The sequence below is a fragment of the Nocardia elegans NBRC 108235 genome, assembly GCF_001612845.1.
GTDB lineage: Bacteria > Actinomycetota > Actinomycetes > Mycobacteriales > Mycobacteriaceae > Nocardia > Nocardia nova.
Map to the genome: position 1 here is coordinate 1 of NZ_BDBF01000065.1, position 18,063 is coordinate 18,063.

Annotated in this window: 15 protein-coding genes; 10 read left to right on the forward strand and 5 right to left on the reverse strand. The window is 69.3% G+C overall.

What is annotated here, in order from left to right:
* Window positions 1-135: 135 nt before the first annotated feature.
* Entirely contained in the window at window positions 136-3,405 is a 3,270-nt protein-coding gene (locus NE2_RS31605; protein WP_106958533.1) for an arabinosyltransferase domain-containing protein, read from the forward strand.
* 5 nt (window positions 3,406-3,410) lie between these two features.
* Here the strand turns inward: NE2_RS31605 and NE2_RS31610 are convergent, their stop codons facing one another.
* Both NE2_RS31610 and NE2_RS31615 read right to left on the reverse strand, forming a co-directional pair.
* Window positions 3,411-4,118, reverse strand: a complete 708-nt coding sequence (locus NE2_RS31610; protein ID WP_063909538.1) for a sensor domain-containing protein — start codon at window positions 4,116-4,118, stop codon at window positions 3,411-3,413.
* A complete protein-coding gene (locus NE2_RS31615) occupies window positions 4,106-5,101 on the reverse strand; it encodes a hypothetical protein (protein ID WP_233429942.1) in 996 nt (331 codons plus the stop codon). The genes NE2_RS31610 and NE2_RS31615 overlap by 13 nt, the downstream gene beginning before the upstream one ends.
* Window positions 5,102-5,456: 355 nt before the next feature.
* Between NE2_RS31615 and lspA the strand changes: the two genes are divergently transcribed.
* The 8 genes from lspA (at window position 5,457) to NE2_RS31655 (ending at window position 13,680) form a co-directional block, all read left to right on the forward strand.
* Window positions 5,457-6,020, forward strand: a complete 564-nt coding sequence (lspA, locus tag NE2_RS31620) for a signal peptidase II (protein ID WP_218018699.1) — start codon at window positions 5,457-5,459, stop codon at window positions 6,018-6,020.
* Window positions 6,017-6,943 (forward strand): RluA family pseudouridine synthase, encoded by a 927-nt coding sequence (locus NE2_RS31625; protein ID WP_030514692.1) that lies wholly within the window; start codon window positions 6,017-6,019, stop codon window positions 6,941-6,943. The genes lspA and NE2_RS31625 overlap by 4 nt, the downstream gene beginning before the upstream one ends.
* Before the next feature lie 12 nt (window positions 6,944-6,955).
* Window positions 6,956-7,615, forward strand: a complete 660-nt coding sequence (locus NE2_RS31630) for a hypothetical protein (RefSeq protein ID WP_063909539.1) — start codon at window positions 6,956-6,958, stop codon at window positions 7,613-7,615.
* Between the two features lie 67 nt (window positions 7,616-7,682).
* Window positions 7,683-8,627: an ADP-ribosylglycohydrolase family protein gene (locus NE2_RS31635; protein WP_063032083.1), complete on the forward strand. Its 945-nt coding sequence runs from the start codon at window positions 7,683-7,685 to the stop codon at window positions 8,625-8,627.
* Between the two features lie 66 nt (window positions 8,628-8,693).
* Window positions 8,694-11,141, forward strand: a complete 2,448-nt coding sequence (locus NE2_RS31640; RefSeq protein ID WP_063032068.1) for a cation-translocating P-type ATPase — start codon at window positions 8,694-8,696, stop codon at window positions 11,139-11,141.
* 93 nt (window positions 11,142-11,234) lie between these two features.
* Window positions 11,235-12,074, forward strand: a complete 840-nt coding sequence (locus tag NE2_RS31645) for a PhzF family phenazine biosynthesis protein (RefSeq protein WP_063032069.1) — start codon at window positions 11,235-11,237, stop codon at window positions 12,072-12,074.
* A 243-nt stretch (window positions 12,075-12,317) separates the two neighbouring features.
* Window positions 12,318-13,187, forward strand: coding sequence for an EamA family transporter RarD (rarD, locus tag NE2_RS31650; RefSeq protein ID WP_063032085.1), 870 nt, complete (start codon window positions 12,318-12,320; stop codon window positions 13,185-13,187).
* 79 nt (window positions 13,188-13,266) lie between these two features.
* Window positions 13,267-13,680 carry a VOC family protein gene (locus tag NE2_RS31655; RefSeq protein ID WP_063032071.1) on the forward strand — a complete coding sequence of 138 codons (414 nt, stop codon included), beginning with the start codon at window positions 13,267-13,269 and terminating at the stop codon, window positions 13,678-13,680.
* A gap of 63 nt (window positions 13,681-13,743) precedes the next feature.
* On the opposite strand, the gene NE2_RS31660 is transcribed toward NE2_RS31655, so the two are convergent.
* Together NE2_RS31660 and NE2_RS31665 are read right to left on the reverse strand one after the other, a co-directional pair.
* Window positions 13,744-14,361, reverse strand: coding sequence for a class I SAM-dependent methyltransferase (locus NE2_RS31660; RefSeq protein ID WP_063032073.1), 618 nt, complete (start codon window positions 14,359-14,361; stop codon window positions 13,744-13,746).
* 39 nt (window positions 14,362-14,400) lie between these two features.
* A complete protein-coding gene (locus NE2_RS31665) occupies window positions 14,401-15,777 on the reverse strand; it encodes an alpha/beta hydrolase family protein (protein ID WP_307618215.1) in 1,377 nt (458 codons plus the stop codon).
* 281 nt (window positions 15,778-16,058) lie between these two features.
* Here NE2_RS31665 and NE2_RS31670 point away from each other — a divergent pair, with 281 nt between their 5' ends.
* Window positions 16,059-17,309: a serine hydrolase domain-containing protein gene (locus tag NE2_RS31670; RefSeq protein WP_063032075.1), complete on the forward strand. Its 1,251-nt coding sequence runs from the start codon at window positions 16,059-16,061 to the stop codon at window positions 17,307-17,309.
* A gap of 64 nt (window positions 17,310-17,373) precedes the next feature.
* Here the strand turns inward: NE2_RS31670 and NE2_RS31675 are convergent.
* Window positions 17,374-18,063: pyridoxal-phosphate dependent enzyme (locus NE2_RS31675; RefSeq protein ID WP_157110986.1), on the reverse strand; the 690-nt coding region annotated here is incomplete at its 5' end.

Sequence of the window (18,063 nt, forward strand, 5' to 3'; positions counted from 1 at the left end):
AGTCGTCGGCAGGGCGATGACGAGGCGCTATGCCGTGCCGGAGTCACAACGAAACTAAACAAAGACTGAGAAAGGTCGGACGACTTCGCTCGTCCCGGACACCCCGCGCTAGCATCTGCCTCCGTGACCGACACGATGGTGAGGGCGGACGACACGCCCGCGGCAGGACAGGGACACCGGGTCGACCGGTCACGACTCGCTCGCTGGGCCCAGCCGATCGCGCTGATCGCAGGCCTTTTGGGCGCCCTGTGCGCCATCGCCGTACCGCTGCTGCCGGTCCAGGTCGACCACACCACGCTGTCGTGGCCGCAGCAGGGCTCGACCCGCGGCATCGACGCGCCGCTGGTCTCCTACGCCCCGCTGACCTTCGACGCCACCGTCCCGTGCGCGGCGATCGCGCAGCTGCCCGCGCAGGGCTCCACGCTGACCGCGACCATGCCGGCCGGCGCCCCGGACCTGGAGCGCTATGGTTTCGTCGCGCGGGTACGGCCCGGCACCGACGGTAAGCCCGGTCAGTTCGAAGCGGTGCTGCGCAATCAGTCTCTGGCCAGCGTGCCGGTGGACCGGCTCGGTGGCGACTGCGCGTTCACGGTACATTCCGAAATCTCGTACACCACAGCAACTTTCAGCGGCACCGACGCGAAACCGGTGACGCTGCAGGGTGATTGGCGCCCGCAGCTGGTGGGCGTCTACAGCGACCTGACCCGGGCCGCCGGAACCAGCGTCACCGCCCAGGTCGACAGCCGATTCTCCGTGGTGCCCACCGTGATCAAGCGGATCGCGACCGTGCTGGCGGTGGTGTTCACCCTCATCGCGCTGGCCGCGCTGTTCCGCCTGGACCGGCTCGACGGCCGTCGCATCCGGCGCTGGTTGCCGCAGCGCTGGTGGAGCTTCGGCGCGGTCGACGCCGTGGTCCTGGGCGGACTGGTGATCTGGCATTTCATCGGCTCGACCACCTCCGACGACGGCTATCAGTTCGGCATGGCGCGCGCGTCACTGGTGTCGGGCTATATGGCCAACTACTTCCGGTTCTTCGGCGTGCCCGAGAACCCGGTCGGCACACCGCCGTACGACATCATCGCGCATATGACCGAGATCAGCACCGCGAGTCCGTGGATGCGGATTCCGACGCTGCTGGCCGGTGTGGTCACCTGGCTGACGCTGAGCCGGGAGGTGATCCCCCGCCTCGGGGTGGCGGTACGCCACGACCGGGTGGCGGTGTGGACCGGCGCGCTGATCTTCCTGGCGGTCTGGCTGCCCTACAACAACGGTCTGCGGCCGGAACCGGTGATCGCGGTCTGTGTCCTGCTCACCTGGTGTTTCGTCGAACGTGCCATCGCGACCCGGCGCCTGCTGCCGTATGCGATCGCGATCCTGGTGGCGGCGTTCAGTTTCACCGCGGCGCCCTCGGGCGTGATCTGCGTGGCGCCGCTGCTGGCCGGGATGCGCTCGGTGTTCCGCTTCGGCAGTGCCCGGGCGCGCGAGCTGGCCGCCGATCCGCGGACCGGTGAACCTCGCTCCCGCTGGGCCGTGGGGTACGGCTACGGTGCCCTGCTCGCGCCGCTGGCGACGGCCGGTGCCCTGGTGCTGGCCTTCGCGTTCGCGGTGCAGCCGCTCTCGGCGATGTTCGAGATGCGCCGCGTGCACACCGCGGTCGGCCCGTCCGACCCCTGGTTCAACGACTACCTGAACTATCAGTGGCTGTTCATGCCGACCGCCGACGGTTCGATCGGTCGCCGCTTCGGCATGGTGGCGATGTGGCTGGGCCTGCTCGTCTGTGTCTTCGTCCTGCTGCGCAAGGGCGGGCGGATCCCGTTCACCGCGGGTGGGCCGGCGCGCCGGCTGCTCGGCATCACCTTCGCGTCGATGCTGCTGATGGCGACCACGCCCACCAAGTTCACCCACCACAACGGCGTGTATGCCGGACTGGCCGGTGCGGTGGCGGTGCTGACGGCGGTCGCGGTCGGCCCTCGGGTGATGCGGTCGCCGCGCAACCGGGCGCTGTTCGGCGCCGTGGTCGCCTTGGTGATGGCGCAGATCTTCACCAGCGTCAACGAGTGGTGGTACGTGTCCAGCTACGGCATTCCGTGGTGGGACAAACCGCCGTCGGTCCACGGCTTCGGGCTGAGCAAGGTCTTCCTCGCCGTGGCCGTGGTGCTGCTGGCACTGGCCGGATGGTGGCATGTGCGCGCACCGGAACCCGGTACCCCGCACCGGATTTCGCGACCGGCGTGGCGATGGGCGAAGATTCCGCCGCTGACCGTGGCCGCGGCGCTGCTGGTGGTGTTCGAGATGGCCTCGTTCGCCAAGGGCGCGGTCGCCCAGTATCCGGCGTTCTCGCTGGCCCGCTCCAATGTGGATGCGGTACTGGGCAAACCGTGCGGGCTGGCCGACGATGTGCTGGTCGAAACCGATCCCAACGCGTCGATGCTGCCGCCATTGACCGGTGACCCGCAGACGGCCTTCACCGCCGGCGCCACCGGATTCGTGCCCAACGGGGTCGGCGATCTGACCCCGGAGGGAGAGCCGACCAACAGCAGCAGTATCTCGAGCGCCTTCGACAGCGGGAAGAACCAGGGCGAGGCCGGGACCCAAACCGCCGGTGCGCCACTGCCGTACGGCCTGGACTCGGCCACCACACCGGAACTGGGCACCGCCGGTGAGCAGGATCCGGCCGAACTCACCACCGGCTGGTACCGGTTGCCCCCGGCCGCCGAGCGCACCGGCATCGTGGCGATCACCGCGGCCGGGCGCATTCGCTCGGTCGACAAGGACGGCGTGGTCACCCCCGGCCAGCGGGTCGAGATCGAATACGGCACCAGCGATTCACCCACCGAGGCGCATGCGCTGGGCTCGGTGATCCCGGTCGATATCGGGCCGACGCCGTCGTGGCGCAACCTGCGGGTGCCGTTCGGCCAGATTCCGCCGCAAGCCGATGTGATCCGCATCGTCGCGCAGGACAGCAGCCGCGACCCCAATCAGTGGGTGGCGCTGACGCCGCCGCGCGTCCCGCGCACCACGACCCTGCAGGACATGGTGGGCTCGCGCAGCCCGGTGCTGCTGGACTGGGCGGTGGGACTGCAGTTCCCGTGCCAGCGGCCCTACGATCACCGCGACGGGATCGCACAGGTTCCGAGCTGGCGCATCCTGCCCGACCGCACCGCCGCGCACGACACCACGCTGTGGGAGAGCCACGACGGCGGCGGCCCGCTGGGCTGGAGCCAGCAGTTGCTGAGCTCGCAGACCCTGGCCACGTATCTCGAGGACGACTGGCGCCGGGACTGGGGTGAGTTGCAGCGGCTGACACCGCGCGACACCTCCGCGACCGCCGCGGTGCCCACGGTGACTCGAGAGACCCACGGCGGCATGTGGAATCCGGGCCACATCAACACCGCCTGGGGGTGAGGCCCTTACGGTCCGGCGACGCCTTCCAGTCGCCGGACCTGCTTGGTGGTGAGGTCCTGCAGCGAGGACGGATCCACCTGCGCCGGTGAGGTTTCCGCGATCTGCACCACGCTGCTGCCGACGACGGCGATCGTGGCCGCGGAATACAGTGACATGCCGCCGCTGGTGGTGCGGATCTGGAACGAGGTCGACGCGGAACCGGCCTTCGGCTGATCGAGCCCGCCCAGCCGGTAGTCGACGGAGGTGCCGTCGGCGTCGGTGCCGGAATAGCTGCGGCAGTCGCGCAGCAGCTTCTGCGCCGCCGCGAACGCCTGCGCCGCATTGCCGTCGGCGTAGCTGGCGATATCGATATCGATGCTCGCGAAGTTCGGCGACGAGTAGTGCACCGCGCCCCGGGCGGACGGCCCGCTGTACAGATCACCCACGGGTGCCAGCACTTTCGCGCATTCGGCCGGATCGGTGCGGGAGCGGTCCGGCGGCGTCTGCCCGTTACCGGCCGAGGCGTCCTCGAGCTGCGTGAAACCCGGGGGAAGATCGGCCGGGGTGAGCAATTGCGCCCGCAGCGCATCGGAATCGGTGACAGCCGGGGCGGTGATCGGCGGTACGGTCGCCGTCGCGGGCAGCGACGGCAGCGAATCGTCGTGGTGCCCGCATGCGCTCACCCCGACGACGACGCCCGCGAGCACGACCGCGGCGCGATTCACTCGCCCCATCGCACCTGCGTCCGGACGTCCTGGCGCAGCAGCACATCGGTGTGCGGATCGCGGTAGCACTGATTGCCGCCGATGGTGATCGCGCCCGAAACGGGAAGCGGCAGGCCGAGATCCACGGTGATGGTGCCCGCACCGTGCATCAGGTAGTCGATGATGTCGAGGTCGCCCGAATTGTTGGGCAGCTGCCAGGTGGCCGTTTTCGGCGTCTGGGTGATGTCGAGGGCGATGGTCAGCAGATTGCCGTCGCGCTTGGTGAGCGTCGCGGTCGTCATCTGGTCCAGCGGAACCACTCCCGAGACGCGCTGATGGACCGTCCACACCGCACCCTCGCCGACCGCGTCGGCGGGGAAGGCGATCGCCTCGTACACCGCCTGGTAGAAGGCTTGTTCGATGGCGGCGCGCGCGGTTTCGGGCGTCGACGGGGCCGGTGCCATCCGCAGCGCGGTGACGGCGCCGAGGTCGGTGAACTCGATGCCGGCGTGGGAGCCGTCGGCCGCGACCAGTTGCTGATCCAGGGCCGGATCCGGTGACGTGGCCGTGCCGAGGACGAGGTCTACCCCGTCGGCCTTCGCGTCCGCGGTCAGCGGAATGGCCACCGACGGCGGTGAGAAGTCTCGCACCGCCTGATCGTTGATCTGCTGTTCGACGTGGTGGTCGGTGCGCAGGGTCACCTGCTGGGAGGTGCCGGGGCGCACGGCCGGGCGCAGCGGAGCGTGCGGCTCCTCGCCCGGGGTGACCAGGGTGGCGACCGCTGCGGAGATCGGCAGGGTGACCTCCTTGCCGAAACCCGAGGGCTCCACCTCGGCGTCGCTGGTGGCCTCGGTCCCGTCGCTGCAACCGACGCCGAGCGCGGACAGGGTCACCGCCAGCACCATCAACAGCACTCCCGAGCGCGCCGCGCGCGGATTCGGGCCCCGGCCGGACGCGCCCGCGGGGCGCAGACCGGTCACCGAGGCGCAGGAGTGGGAAGACAACACCGTCACGCCGAACAGGGTACGACCGGTTCCTGAAAAACAGCTTTGACTCCCGTCCGGCCACGTGCTGGGTGACAGCACCGCGAACCGGCGATGACGTGATAAGGAATGATGTCTAGCTGTGAATACGGACCGGCCGCGTGAGCAGCACCTCGACGACCCCGACGAACCCCCGCGCGAGTCCGCGGCGGATCGGGGCGCCGACCGCGACGACGGATCCGGCACCCGCGACACCGGCGCGGGTTCCGCTCCGGCAGCGGGCGGCTCGGATGCGGCAGGTCCCGACGGGACCGTGTCGGACCGCAGCGACAGGGACGAGGCCGTTGGTGCCGCTGGGACCGGTGCGGATTCGGCGACCGCGCGGATGTCCGGCGCCCCGGCGGCCTTCCCACGCCGCCTGCCGTGGCTGCTGTTGATCGCGGCTGTCGTGCTGGCCGTGGATCTCGGCACGAAGGCCCTGGTGGTGGCGAAGATGACGCCCGGCGAACCGATTTCGATCATCGGCGACGTGGTGCGGCTGACCCTGATCCGCAATTCCGGCGCGGCGTTCTCCATGGCCACGGGCATGACGTGGCTGCTGACCCTGATCGCGGTCGCCGTGGTGATCGGGGTGATCCGCATCGGCCGCACCCTGCGCTCGCTGAGCTGGGCGATCGGTCTGGGCCTGGTACTCGGTGGTGCGCTCGGCAATCTGGTGGACCGGCTGTTCCGTTCGCCCGGCCCGCTGCAGGGACATGTGATCGACTTCATCGCCGTCACCAAATGGTGGCCGGTGTTCAACGTCGCCGATTCCTCGATCGTGTGCGGGGCGATTCTGCTGGTGGTGCTGACGGTGTTCGGATTCGAACCCGACGGCACCCGCGCCGACCACGACGATGACGAGGGTGCCCGCGCCGGTGGCGATCAGGACGGGAAGGCGGGCGAATGAGAGAGACACGAGCCATGCCGATCCCCGACGGTCTGGACGGCATGCGGGTCGACGCCGGACTTTCGCGGCTGCTCGGCCTGTCGCGGACCGCGGTCGCCGCACTGGCCGAGGACGGTTCGGTGCAGATCGACGGCGCCGCGGCGGGGAAGTCCGATCGGCTCGTGGCCGGGGCCTGGCTGGAAGTGGAGTTCCCCGAACCGAAACGGGAGCTCACCGTCGAGGCCACTCCGGTCGAGGGCATGAAGATCCTCTACGCCGACGACGACATCGTCGCGGTCGACAAGCCGGTCGGCGTCGCGGCCCACACCGGTGTCGGCTGGTCGGGTCCCACCGTGGTGGGCGGACTGGCCGCGATGGGATACCGCATCTCGACCTCCGGCGCGCACGAACGCCAGGGCATCGTGCACCGGCTCGATGTCGGCACCTCCGGGGTGATGGTGGTGGCGCAGTCCGAGCACGCCTACACGGTGCTGAAGCGGGCCTTCAAACAGCGCACCGTCGACAAGCGCTATCACGCGCTGGTGCAGGGACATCCGGATCCCTCCAGCGGCACCATCGACGCCCCGATCGGGCGGGCCCGCGGCAACGACTGGAAATTCGCGGTCACCGCCGACGGCCGGCCCAGCGTGACCCACTACGACACCGTCGAGGCGTTCCAGGCCGCGAGCCTGCTCGACATCCACCTGGAAACCGGGCGCACCCATCAGATCCGCGTGCACTTCTCCGCGATCCGCCACCCCTGCTGCGGTGATCTCACCTACGGCGCCGATCCGCGACTGGCCGAGCGGCTGGGTCTGCAGCGGCAGTGGTTGCACGCGCGCAGTCTCGGCTTCGCCCATCCCGCCGACGGCCGCTGGATCGAGATCACCAGCGACTATCCCGACGATCTGGAGCATGCCCTGGATGTGCTGCGCGCGGTGTGACGGGTGCGGCCGGTGAGTGAGAAGTGGCGCCCCGCAATCGGTTTCGCGGTCGTGGTGGTGCTGCTGATCGCCGTGGTCGTCCTGGGCTGGGCGCGGCCGCCGCGCGCGTCGGTCCTCGGCACCGATCGGCTCGGGCCGGACTCCGGTGAACGCGTCGCCGACTATCTCGAGCGCGCGCACGAATCGCTGTCCGGCGCCGACACCGCGCCCCGCTGGGCGCTGGTGACCTCCGATACCGGCCTGAGCACCGATGCCGTCGTCGACATCGGTGCGGGACTGCGTATTTCGCAGGTGCTCTACCACGTTCCGATCGAGCGCGTGTACACCCCGGTGATCACCGTGCCGGTTCCGGCCGGCACCGCCGCGCTGCGGTCCGCGCAGGCGGCGGCCGCCGGCGCGATGGATCACGTGCAGGCCGACGACGACCGCTCCCGGCGCCTGGCGGCGGTGCTGGCCGCGCGCCTGCACTCCGGCTGCGCCTGTGCGGTGAACTTCGTGGTCCGCGGCACCCTCGCCGAACTGCGAGGTCTCGCCTCGCGCAGCGGGATTCGCAGTGTGCAGGCGCTGCCGCCGGATGCCTCCGCGGGCGCGTTCGCTGTGGTGCCGCTGCTGCCCGAACACGTCGACGTCGTGGCGCCGGGACCCGACGACGGCCCGATTCCCGACCACTGAGGCCGGCCGGCGTTGTCGGTGCCGCGCGGCATAATCGAGGCAGCGGGCGAGGGGAGAGGATGTGCCGGTGGATCGAGACGCAGGGCAGCGGGACAGGGCGCAGGGGGTGCTACTGGGGACGGCCGCCGGTGACGCACTGGGCGCCGGATACGAATTCACCCATCCAGCACCGGATTCGGTGATCGAGATGCGCGGCGGCGGCTCACTGCGGTGGGAACCGGGGGAGTGGACCGACGACACCGCGATGGCGGTGGGTATCGCGCTCGCGGCGGCCGAACACGGTGCGCTGCACCACCCGGCGGGCCTGGACGCCGTCGCCCGGGAGTTCGTGCGCTGGTGGGACAGCCGGCCCAAGGACGTCGGATATCAGACGAGTCAGGTGCTGCAGTGGCGCAGTGCCGACGCCGCCGATATGCGCCGGCGCTCCTTCGAACTCGACGGGCTCACCGGCGGCAACGGATCGCTGATGCGCACCGCGCCGCTCGCCCTGTGCTATCTCGACGATCCGGACAACTGCGCCCGCGCCGCCCGGGCGGTGAGTGAACTCACCCACAGCGACGTCCGGGCCGGTGAGGCGTGCGTGCTGTGGTCGTGGGCGATCCGGCATGCCGTGCTCTACGGCGACTACGACGGCGTGCGCGGCGGCCTGGCCTTCGTGGACGCCGATTTCTGGGCCGCGGTACTGGACGAGGCCGAATCCGGCACTCCCGCGGACTTTCCGAAGAACGGCTGGGTGGTGCACGCGCTGCAGACGGCGTGGTGGGCGATCACCCATACCGAATCCCTGCCGGCCGCACTGGAAGCGGCCGTGCGCGCGGGCGGCGATACCGATACCACCGCCGCCATCGCGGGCGGATTACTGGGCGCCCGCTGGGGTGCGTCGGCGATTCCGCCGCAGTGGGTCGCGCTCCTGCACGGATATCCGCGGCTGCGCGGCGACGATCTGGTCGCGCTCACCCGCCGCATCGTCGATCGCCGGATCGCACCGTCCGTACGGCCGGATGCCGGATGATTGCCCGCCTGTGGGGCCGGGACCGGGTGCCGTCCGATTCGCCGGAAACGCTCTAGGCTGTCGGACATGTCGATCACCGAGCAGCAAGCGCGCGCGCCGGGCCTGACCGCGGCGGAGGTCGCGCAACGCGTTCGTGACGGGCAGACCAACGATGTGCCGGATCGGGCGAGCCGATCGGTTGCCGACATCGTCCGGGCCAATGTGTTCACCCGGATCAACGCCATCCTCGGCGTCCTGTTCGTGCTGGTCCTGGCCACCGGATCGATCATCGACGGCATGTTCGGCCTGCTGATCGTGGCCAACAGCGTGGTCGGCATCGTGCAGGAGCTGCGCGCCAAGCGGACCCTGGACAAACTCGCCATCGTCGGCCAGGCCAAACCGGTGGTGCGCCGCGACGGTGCCGCCACCGAGGTCGGCCCGAAGGAGGTGGTGCTCGACGATCTGATCGAGCTGGGGCCCGGTGACCAGATCGTGGTCGACGGCGAGGTCGTCGAATGCGAACTGCTCGAGGTCGACGAATCCCTGCTCACCGGTGAGGCCGATCCGATCGACAAGTCGGTCGGCGCGAAGGTGATGTCCGGCAGCTACGTGGTCGCCGGATCGGGCGCCTACCGAGCCACCAAGGTCGGCAAGGACGCCTACGCCGCGCAGCTGGCGCACGAGGCATCGAAGTTCACGCTGGTCGATTCGGAGCTGCGCAGCGGTATCGACACCATCCTGAAGGTCATCACCTACCTGCTGATTCCCGCGGGTCTGGTCACGATCTACAACCAGCTGTTCTCCAGCCATCAGAGCTGGCAGCACGCGCTGAACGGTATGGTCGCCGCGCTGGTCCCGATGGTGCCGGAGGGCCTGGTGCTGATGACCTCGATCGCGTTCGCGGTCGGCGTGGTGCGGCTCGGCCAGCGCAAATGCCTGGTCCAGGAGCTGCCCGCCATCGAGGGCCTGGCCCGGGTCGATGTGGTCTGCGCGGACAAGACCGGCACCCTCACCGAGAACGGGATGCGGCTGTCGGAACTGCGGGTCGTCGGCGATGTGCCGCAAGACCGGTTGCGCTCGGTGCTGGCCGCGCTCGCCCACGACGATCCGCGTCCCAACGCCAGCGTGCTCGCCATCGCCGAAGCGATGACCGAGGATCCGGACTGGTCGTCCACCGCGGTCGCGCCGTTCAGCTCGGCCAAGAAGTGGAGCGGCATCTCCTACGGCGAGCACGGGAACTGGCTGCTCGGAGCGCCGGACGTGCTACTCGACCCGGATTCCGGCATCGCCGCCACCGCACAGGACATCGGTGCGCAGGGCCTGCGGGTGCTGCTGCTGGCCTCCTCGGATCGGCCTGTCGACGATCCGGACGCGCCGGGCACGGTGACGCCGCAGGCGCTGGTGGTGCTGGAACAGAGGGTTCGCCCGGACGCGCGCGAAACGCTGGACTACTTTGCCGGCCAGGACGTCTCGATCAAGGTGATCTCCGGCGACAACGCGGTGTCGGTGGGCGCGGTGGCCTCCTCGCTGGGCCTGCCCGGTGGTGAGCACGCCGTCGACGCGCGCCGATTGCCCACCGCCCAGGCCGAATTGGCCGATGTGCTGGACCGCGAAACCACCTTCGGCCGGGTCCGCCCGGATCAGAAGCGGGCGATGGTGGGAGCGTTGCAGTCGCGCGGGCACACCGTCGCGATGACCGGCGACGGCGTCAACGACGTCCTGGCGCTCAAGGATGCCGATATCGGTGTCGCGATGGGATCGGGCAGTCCGGCCACCCGCGCGGTCGCGCAGATCGTCTTGCTGGACAACCGTTTCGCCACCCTCCCGTATGTGGTGGGGGAGGGCCGGCGGGTGATCGGCAATATCGAGCGCGTCTCGAATCTGTTCCTCACCAAGACGGTGTACTCGGTCCTGCTGGCCTTCCTCGTGGGGGTGGCCGGCATCGGATCGCAGATCTTCGATTACGCCCCGCTGTCGTATCCGTTCCTGCCGCGGCACGTCACGATCGCCGCCTGGTTCACCATCGGCATTCCGGCCTTCATCCTGTCGCTGGCTCCCAACAACGAAAGGGCGCGAACGGGTTTCGTGCCGCGGGTGCTGCGGCTGGCGGTACCCTCCGGCACGGTGATCGGGGTGATGACCTTCATCGCCTACCTGATCGCCTACTGGAGCGCCGACCAGAGCCTGCCGACCGAGGCGCGCGAGGTGCAGATCGGCACGACGGCGCTGATCACGCTGCTGGTGATCGCGGTGTGGGTGCTGGCGATCGTGGCGCGACCGTGGAACTGGTGGAAGATCCTGCTGATCGCCGGTTCGGTCGCGGGTTATCTGATCCTGTTCACGGTGCCGTTCACCCGCCACTTCTTCAAACTCGACCCGTCGAATGCCGAGCTGACCGGGGTGGCGTTCGCCTGCGGCGCGGTCGGCATCGTGCTGGTGGAGGTGGCGTGGTGGATCACCGCGACGGTGACCGGTGAACAGCGGCACCTGTTCCCGGATTCGCCGGGCCGGAAGCCGCTGGGGCACAAGGACTGAGCCGCGACGGCGCGTCAACTGGTCGCATGGTATGGCGCGCCGTGAACGTCCTTGTGCCACGCATCGATTCGCAACGCGGGTACCTTCGGCAGTATGGAGGTCCTGCTGCATCAGATCGATGCGTTCGCGGATGCGCCCTTCACGGGTAATCCGGCCGCGGTGATGCCGCTGCTCGGCTGGTTGCCCGACGAGCTGCTGCAGCGACTGGCCGAGGAGAACCGGCTGTCGGAAACGGCCTTCTACATCTCGGCGCTGCCGGTGGAGGCCGGATTGCCGCCCGGTGACGGCCCGGCGTTCTGGCTGCGCTGGTTCACTCCGGTCACCGAGGTCGACCTGTGCGGGCATGCCACCCTCGCCACCGCGGCGCAGATCTTCGACGATATGCATCCCACCGCCGACCAGTTGCACTTCTACACCCGCAGTGGCTGGCTCGGGGTGAGCCGCAGTGGCGACGAGCTCGAACTCGATCTGCCGCTCGCGGAATCCGTGGACACCGTCCCGGACCCGGATCTGATCGCGGCCCTCGGGGTGCGGCCGCTGCGCGTGCTGACCGGCCAGGACGAGGTGGTCGTGGTCGCCACCGAAGCGGAAGTGGTTCGTGCCCGCCCGAACTTCGCCGCCTTCCCGGTGCTGCGCCGCGGGGTGATCCTCACCGCACCCGGCGACCACACGGATTTCGTTTCCCGCTTCTTCGCCCCCGGCGTCGGTGTCGACGAGGACCCGGTCACCGGCTCCGCGCACGCCCAGCTGGCCCCGCTGTGGGCCCGCGATCTGGGCCGCGGCGATCTGTCGGCCCGCCAGCTCTCCGCCCGCACCGGCCGCCTGCGCTGCACGGTCAGCGGCTCGCGCGTGCTGCTCACCGGCCGCTGCCACCGCTACCTCGATGGGGTGGTCCGCCTCCCGCAGGCGGAAATCCTGCCGACCTCGCCCTGAACGAATCCGCTCCCGGCGCCGGATCGGGCCGGCGACCGCCGGGCGCCCGTGACCGCGGCGGACTGCGGCCGTGCCGACGAACGAGCGCGCGGTCCGAAACCCGCTCGACAGGCGTTACCGGACGGAAGTAGCGTGCGGCTGGTGCGGGTGCGTGGATCGGTGAACGACGTGGAGGAGGCGACCGGCGCCGGAGATGCCGCCGGGGGCCGACGACGGTGGGGGCGCTCTCCGGCCGGTGGCGGTGTGGCGGTCGGCGCGGGGGCGTATCTGATCTGGGGCATGTTCCCCGCCTTCTTCGGATTGCTCGATTTCGCGGGGCCGGTGGAGATCCTGGCGCAGCGGATTCTGTGGACCCTGGTCGTGGTGCTGGTGTTGCTGCTGGCGGCCGGGCGGTTGCGCGAACTGGGGGCGATCGACGGCCGGACCTGGCGGCTGGCGGCGGTGGCCGCGGCGGCGATCTCGATCAACTGGGGGACCTACGTCTACGGTGTGACGTCGGGGCATGTGGTGGAATGCGCGCTCGGCTACTTCATCAACCCGCTGGTCACGGTCCTGTTCGCGGTGGTGCTGTTCCGCGAGCGGCTGGTGTGGCCGCAGTGGGTGGCGCTCGGGCTCGGCGGCGCGGCGGTGGTGGTGCTGACCGTCGACTACGGCAAGCCGCCGGTGATCGCTCTCGTGCTGGCCTGTTCCTTCGCCACCTACGGGCTGGTCAAGAAGGTGATCCGGCTGGACCCGATGCGCAGCGTCGCCGCCGAGGGTGTGGTGTCCGCGCCGTTCGCATTGGCGGTCATCATCGCGCTGGGTGTACGCGGGGACGCCGAGTTCGGGCACGGCGCCGGCCACACCGCCCTGATGGTTGCCACCGGCCCGGTGACGCTGATTCCGCTGTTGCTGTTCGCCTTCGCCGCCTCGCGGGTGCCGCTGTCGACCATGGGAATTCTGCAATATCTCACTCCCGCACTGCAATTGGCGTGGGGTGTGCTGGTGGGGCACGAGCCGATGCCGGCCTCGCGCTGGATCGGATTCGGGCTGATCTGGACGGCTCTGGCGGTATTCACCGCCGACGCGGTGCACCGATCCCGGCGCTTGGCACGGCGGGACGCGCTGGGTTAATGTCGGATTCGTGGCGATGCTCCCGTAGGCCGACGAGTACCGGTCCGGGGTCGGGATCGTCACTATCAGAGGAGAAATCCTGTCCATCCAGTTCAACCACACCATTGTCGGCTGTCGTGACAATCGGGAATCGGCGCAGTTCTGGGCCGATATTCTGGGATTGAGCGTGGGAACGCCGTGGGGGCCGTTCATTCCGGTCACCGTGCACAACGGTGTCACCTTCGATTTCGCCCCGGTCCCGCCGCATATCACCGAGATTCAGCCGCAGCATTACGCCCTGCTGGTGTCCGAATCCGAATTCGACGCGGCCTACGCGAAGATCCGGGATCGGGGCCTGAGGTTCTGGGCCGATCCGCGGCAGAGCCGGGAAGGCGAGATCAACCACAACGACGGCGGTCGCGGTATCTATTTCCTCGACCCCAGCGGTCACTACATGGAGTTGCTGACCGTGCCGTACGGCGGCCGGCCCGCGGCGACCGGCGAACAGCGGTAGTGTGCGACCGGCGGCCGAATTCGCTTCGGCCGCCGGTCTTTTCCGCGATCTAATCCACCGCTGTCAGGGCGAGACCGCGATACCCAGCGACAGTGCGGCGAAGGTTTTCGGTGCCGGAGAATCGTAGAACCGATCCATTTCGGTGATCTCGAATCCGGCCTCGTCCAGTAATCCGCGGATATCGCGATCGAGGTGGCACCCACCGGCGATCACCTGCTGAACCGGATCGAGCCGATGCTGCCAGGCACGCACGTTCGCATCCGGCGCCAGCCCGTGCTCGACGAAATGAAATGTGCCGCCGGGCAGCAGAACTCGCCGCACCTCCCGCAGCGCGACGGCGATATCGGGAATCGTGCACAGCGTCCACGTCGACAGCGCGCTGTCGAAACTGTTGTCCGCGAACGGTAACGACTGCCCGTCCAGGCCCGCCCGCTCCACCGGCACCGGCGAGTCCGCGACCCGCGCCGCCGCCAGTCGCCACCCCAGATCCGCCGGCTCCACGGCGCTGACGCGCCTCACCCCGGCGGGGTAGAACGGCACGTTGCGACCCGAGCCGAACCCGATCTCCACCACCCGGCCACGCAACCCCGCGCACACCCGTCGGCGCAGCCGATCGTTGGCCGGCACTCCGCAGACCCGATCCATCAACCGCGGCAGCACCCGCTCGCTGTAGATTCCCACCCTCTCACTGTGTCAAGTCACCCTGCGCGCCGCTACCCGTCAGGGCACGGGGGTGACGTATTTGCCGAGCCATGTGGTGATGTAGCTGAGCACCTCGGGTGCGATGGTGGTTTCGATGGTCGGGTATTCCTTCGGGCTGCCGGTATCGGCGGGCTGCATCAGATGGTTGAGCCCGTCGAAGACGTGGACGTCGGCATTCGGGTTGCCCGCCAGATCCGCCCGCGCGGCCGGGGCGCTCTGGGCGGCCGGAACCTGCACGTCCTTGGTTCCGTAGAAGGCCAGCACCGGAATACGCAGTGCCTGCAGGGCCGGCGCCGGGTCGTAGTCGACCAGGGCCTGGAAATACGGCGTGGTCAACTGATCGATCGCCGACTGCGGCTGCCGCTGCTCCGGTGGCAGGGAGTCGTTGTGCTCGGTGGCGAAACGGCGGATCTGTTCGTCGTCGCCGGTGCGGATCAACGTCGTCAGGGTGGTGATGTAGCCGACCTGCTTGCGGATGGCGTCGGCGTCGGCATGCTCGCTGCGCAGCAGCAGGTCGTTCTGCGCGAGCAGCACATCCGAGCCGGAGACGGCCGGTCCGGCCATCATGATCACGAAGGCGAGGCGGCTGTCGGGGCGGGTGGCGGCCAGCGGTGCGAGATATCCGCCCTCGCTGTGGCCGAGCAGGCCGATGTGGTTGCCGTCGATATCGGGACGGCTGCGCAGATAGCCCAGCCCGGCCATGATGTCGTCGGTCAGGTCGGTATAGCTGCAGGTGTCGAGTTGCCCGCCGGTGCCGCCCACGCCTCGGTCGTCGGTGCGCAGGACGGCGTATCCGGCGCGGGTGAGGGTATCGGCGAGCAGCAGGAACGGTTTGTGCCCGGCGATCTCCTCGTTGCGATCCTGGGGGCCGCTGCCGGTCACCAGGACGACCGCCGGAAACGGTCCCGGCCCGCGCGGCCGGGTGAGCGTCCCAGCGATGGTGATGCCGTCGCTGCGATAGGTCACGTCCTCGGAGAGGTACGGCCACGGCGGGTGCGGCTCCTGCGGGCGCAGCGGAGCCGGCACTTTCCCGCGATGCATGGTCAGTGCCAGATCGTGACCGGACTGGGTGAAGGTTCCGGTGACGGTATCGGCGCGGCGGTCGTAGCGGCCGGTGAAATGCGGATCGCCCGGCAATCCGGGGATCGTGAAGGCGATCGCATCCGGGTTGGTATCGACCTGTTCGAGCGGCAGATCGAAGATGCCCTGCGCCGGAACCGTCACGCTCCCAGCGTCTTCGGTGAAGGTCACCCCGATCGGCAGCTGCTGGTTCGGCAGCGGCAGGACGCCGTTCCAGTCACCGATGACCGGGACCGGGCGCGGCGTCGCGGTCACCTTGTCGGAACTCGAGCAGGCGGCCACCAGGGCCACGGCGAGCAGCGTGGCCACTGCCACGATCAGATCTCGATGCCGCCGCGATCTCGGCGGTGTTCCCGCCCAGCCGCGGAATTCCGGCAATTCGGACCTCGTTGACCGCAACGATCGCATATCTCAACCATGACACACCGCGGTGGGTGCAGAGGTGTTTCGGCAGGTCACGACACTGGGGGGCAAGTGGTCCGAAGATCACGGACAGGGTCGGCGCCGTGTGCGGTCCGGCTCGAACCGGTCTCGGGGGTGTCACCGTGCGGACAACGGCGTTGCCCGCACAACGGTACGCCCGTACCGTAGGGTATGTGAGCAACGACGCTTTACCCGCAGGTTCTGCGGCTCTGCCCGCAGGTGTGCGTGGCTCGGCCGCGGTCGAGTTCGAACCCTTGGTGCGCAATTTCGCGCGGATTGTCGGGGGCCGTGCCGGAGCCGGAGGCGGTCTGACCGTGCTTCGGCACGGTGAGCCGGTGGTCGATGTCTGGACCGGATATTCCGATCTCGCCACGCCGTGGACGCGCGATACGGGCAGCGTCGCGTTCTCCGCGACCAAGGGCATCGCCTCCACCGTGATCCATCGCTTGGCCGACCGCGGCCTGATCGACTACGACGCGCCGGTGGCCGAGTACTGGCCGGAATTCGGCGCCGCGGGTAAATCGCGAATCACCGTGGCGCAGTTGCTCACTCACCGCTCCGGCTTGTCGTCGCTGCCGAGTGTCGCCGGCGGGCTCGACGAGATACTCGATCACGAACTCATGGAACACCGGCTGGCCGCGGCGGCGCCGGACCGGCTGCTCGGCGTTCCGGCCTATCACGCTCTCACCTATGGATGGCTTCTGGCGGGACTGGCCCGCGCGGTCACAGGCACGAGTATGCGCGAGTTGTTCCGCATCGAGGTCTCCGAGCCGCTGGGCATCGACGGCCTGCATCTGGGCCGTCCGGCACCGGACTCGGCCACCACGGTCGCCGCGCTCGCCGGTTCCCGGCTGGCAGTGGCGGGCACGGCACTGGGCGCCCTGCTGCTCGGGCAGGTCGGACGCTTCCCCGGCCCGCCCGGCGCCGCCACCCGCGCACTGTTCCTGCCGGGCCTGCACGCTCTCTTCGACGGTGACGAGCCGTCCATTCTCGCGACCGAAATGCCTGCTGGTAACGGCGTTTTCACCGCGGGTGCACTGGCGTCGGTCTACAGCGTGCTCGCGAACGACGGCATGATCGCCGGTCGCCGGTACCTCTCGGCGCACACCATGCGCCAGATCCGGCGCGTGCAGACCCGCCGGCTCGATCACGCCCTGTTCTACTTCCCGATGATGTGGCATCTGGGCTATCACACGTTCCCGATCCCGGGTGCCTCCTCAGGATTCGGCCATATCGGTCTGGCCGGGTGCTTCGGCTGGGCCGAACCGCGGCTGGGGCTGTCCGTCGGATTCGTGCACAACCGGTTCACGCCCCAGTCGTTCGTGTGGGATCAGCTGGCCGCGGCCTGGGTGCTGCCGCTGGTGGTTCGCGGCGCGCGGGCCATGCGCGACGGCCGTCGTTCGCCGCAGCGCCGCGCCGCCTGACCGGACGCCGAACTGCCCTGTGCCGCAGGATATTTCGTGGCACAGGGCAGTTCGTTCGTAGAGATCAGGTGAGGTACTGGTAGGTGGGGGAGTCGGGATCCAGCTGCTGGGTTTGGATCGGCGAGGCCTCCATGCGAGCCAGCAGTGCGCCCAGGCCGGACGGCGCGCCCAGTTCGATGCCGACGAGCGCGGCCCCGGTCTCCCTGTTGTTGCGCTTGACGTATTCGAAGAGGGTGATGTCGTCGTCGGGGCCCAGCACCTCGTCGAGGAACCGGCGCAGCGCACCGGGTTCCTGCGGGAAGTTCACCAGGAAATAGTGTTTGAGGCCCCGGTGGACCAGTGACCGTTCGATGATCTCGCCGTAGCGCGAGATGTCGTTGTTGCCGCCCGACAGCAGGCACACCACCGTCGACCCCGGCTCGATATCGATCTCGGCCAGCGCCGCCACCGCCAGCGCACCCGCTGGTTCGGCGATCACACCCTCGTTCTGGTACAGCTCGAGCATGGCGGTGCAGATGGCGCCCTCGTCGACCTGCATCATGCGGAAAGAGCCCGCGCCCCTGGGGGATTCGGTGCCGATGAGCAGCGGCAGCGACGCATGCGACACGACGCGTCCGCCGAATTTCGAGACCGTGGCATAGGGCAGCTCGCCCACCCGCCGCACGGCCGCGCCGTCGACGAACGGATCGATCTGCGGCAGCGTGACCGGACCGCCCGCGACGAGGGCGGCCGTCATCGAGGCGGCACCGGCCGG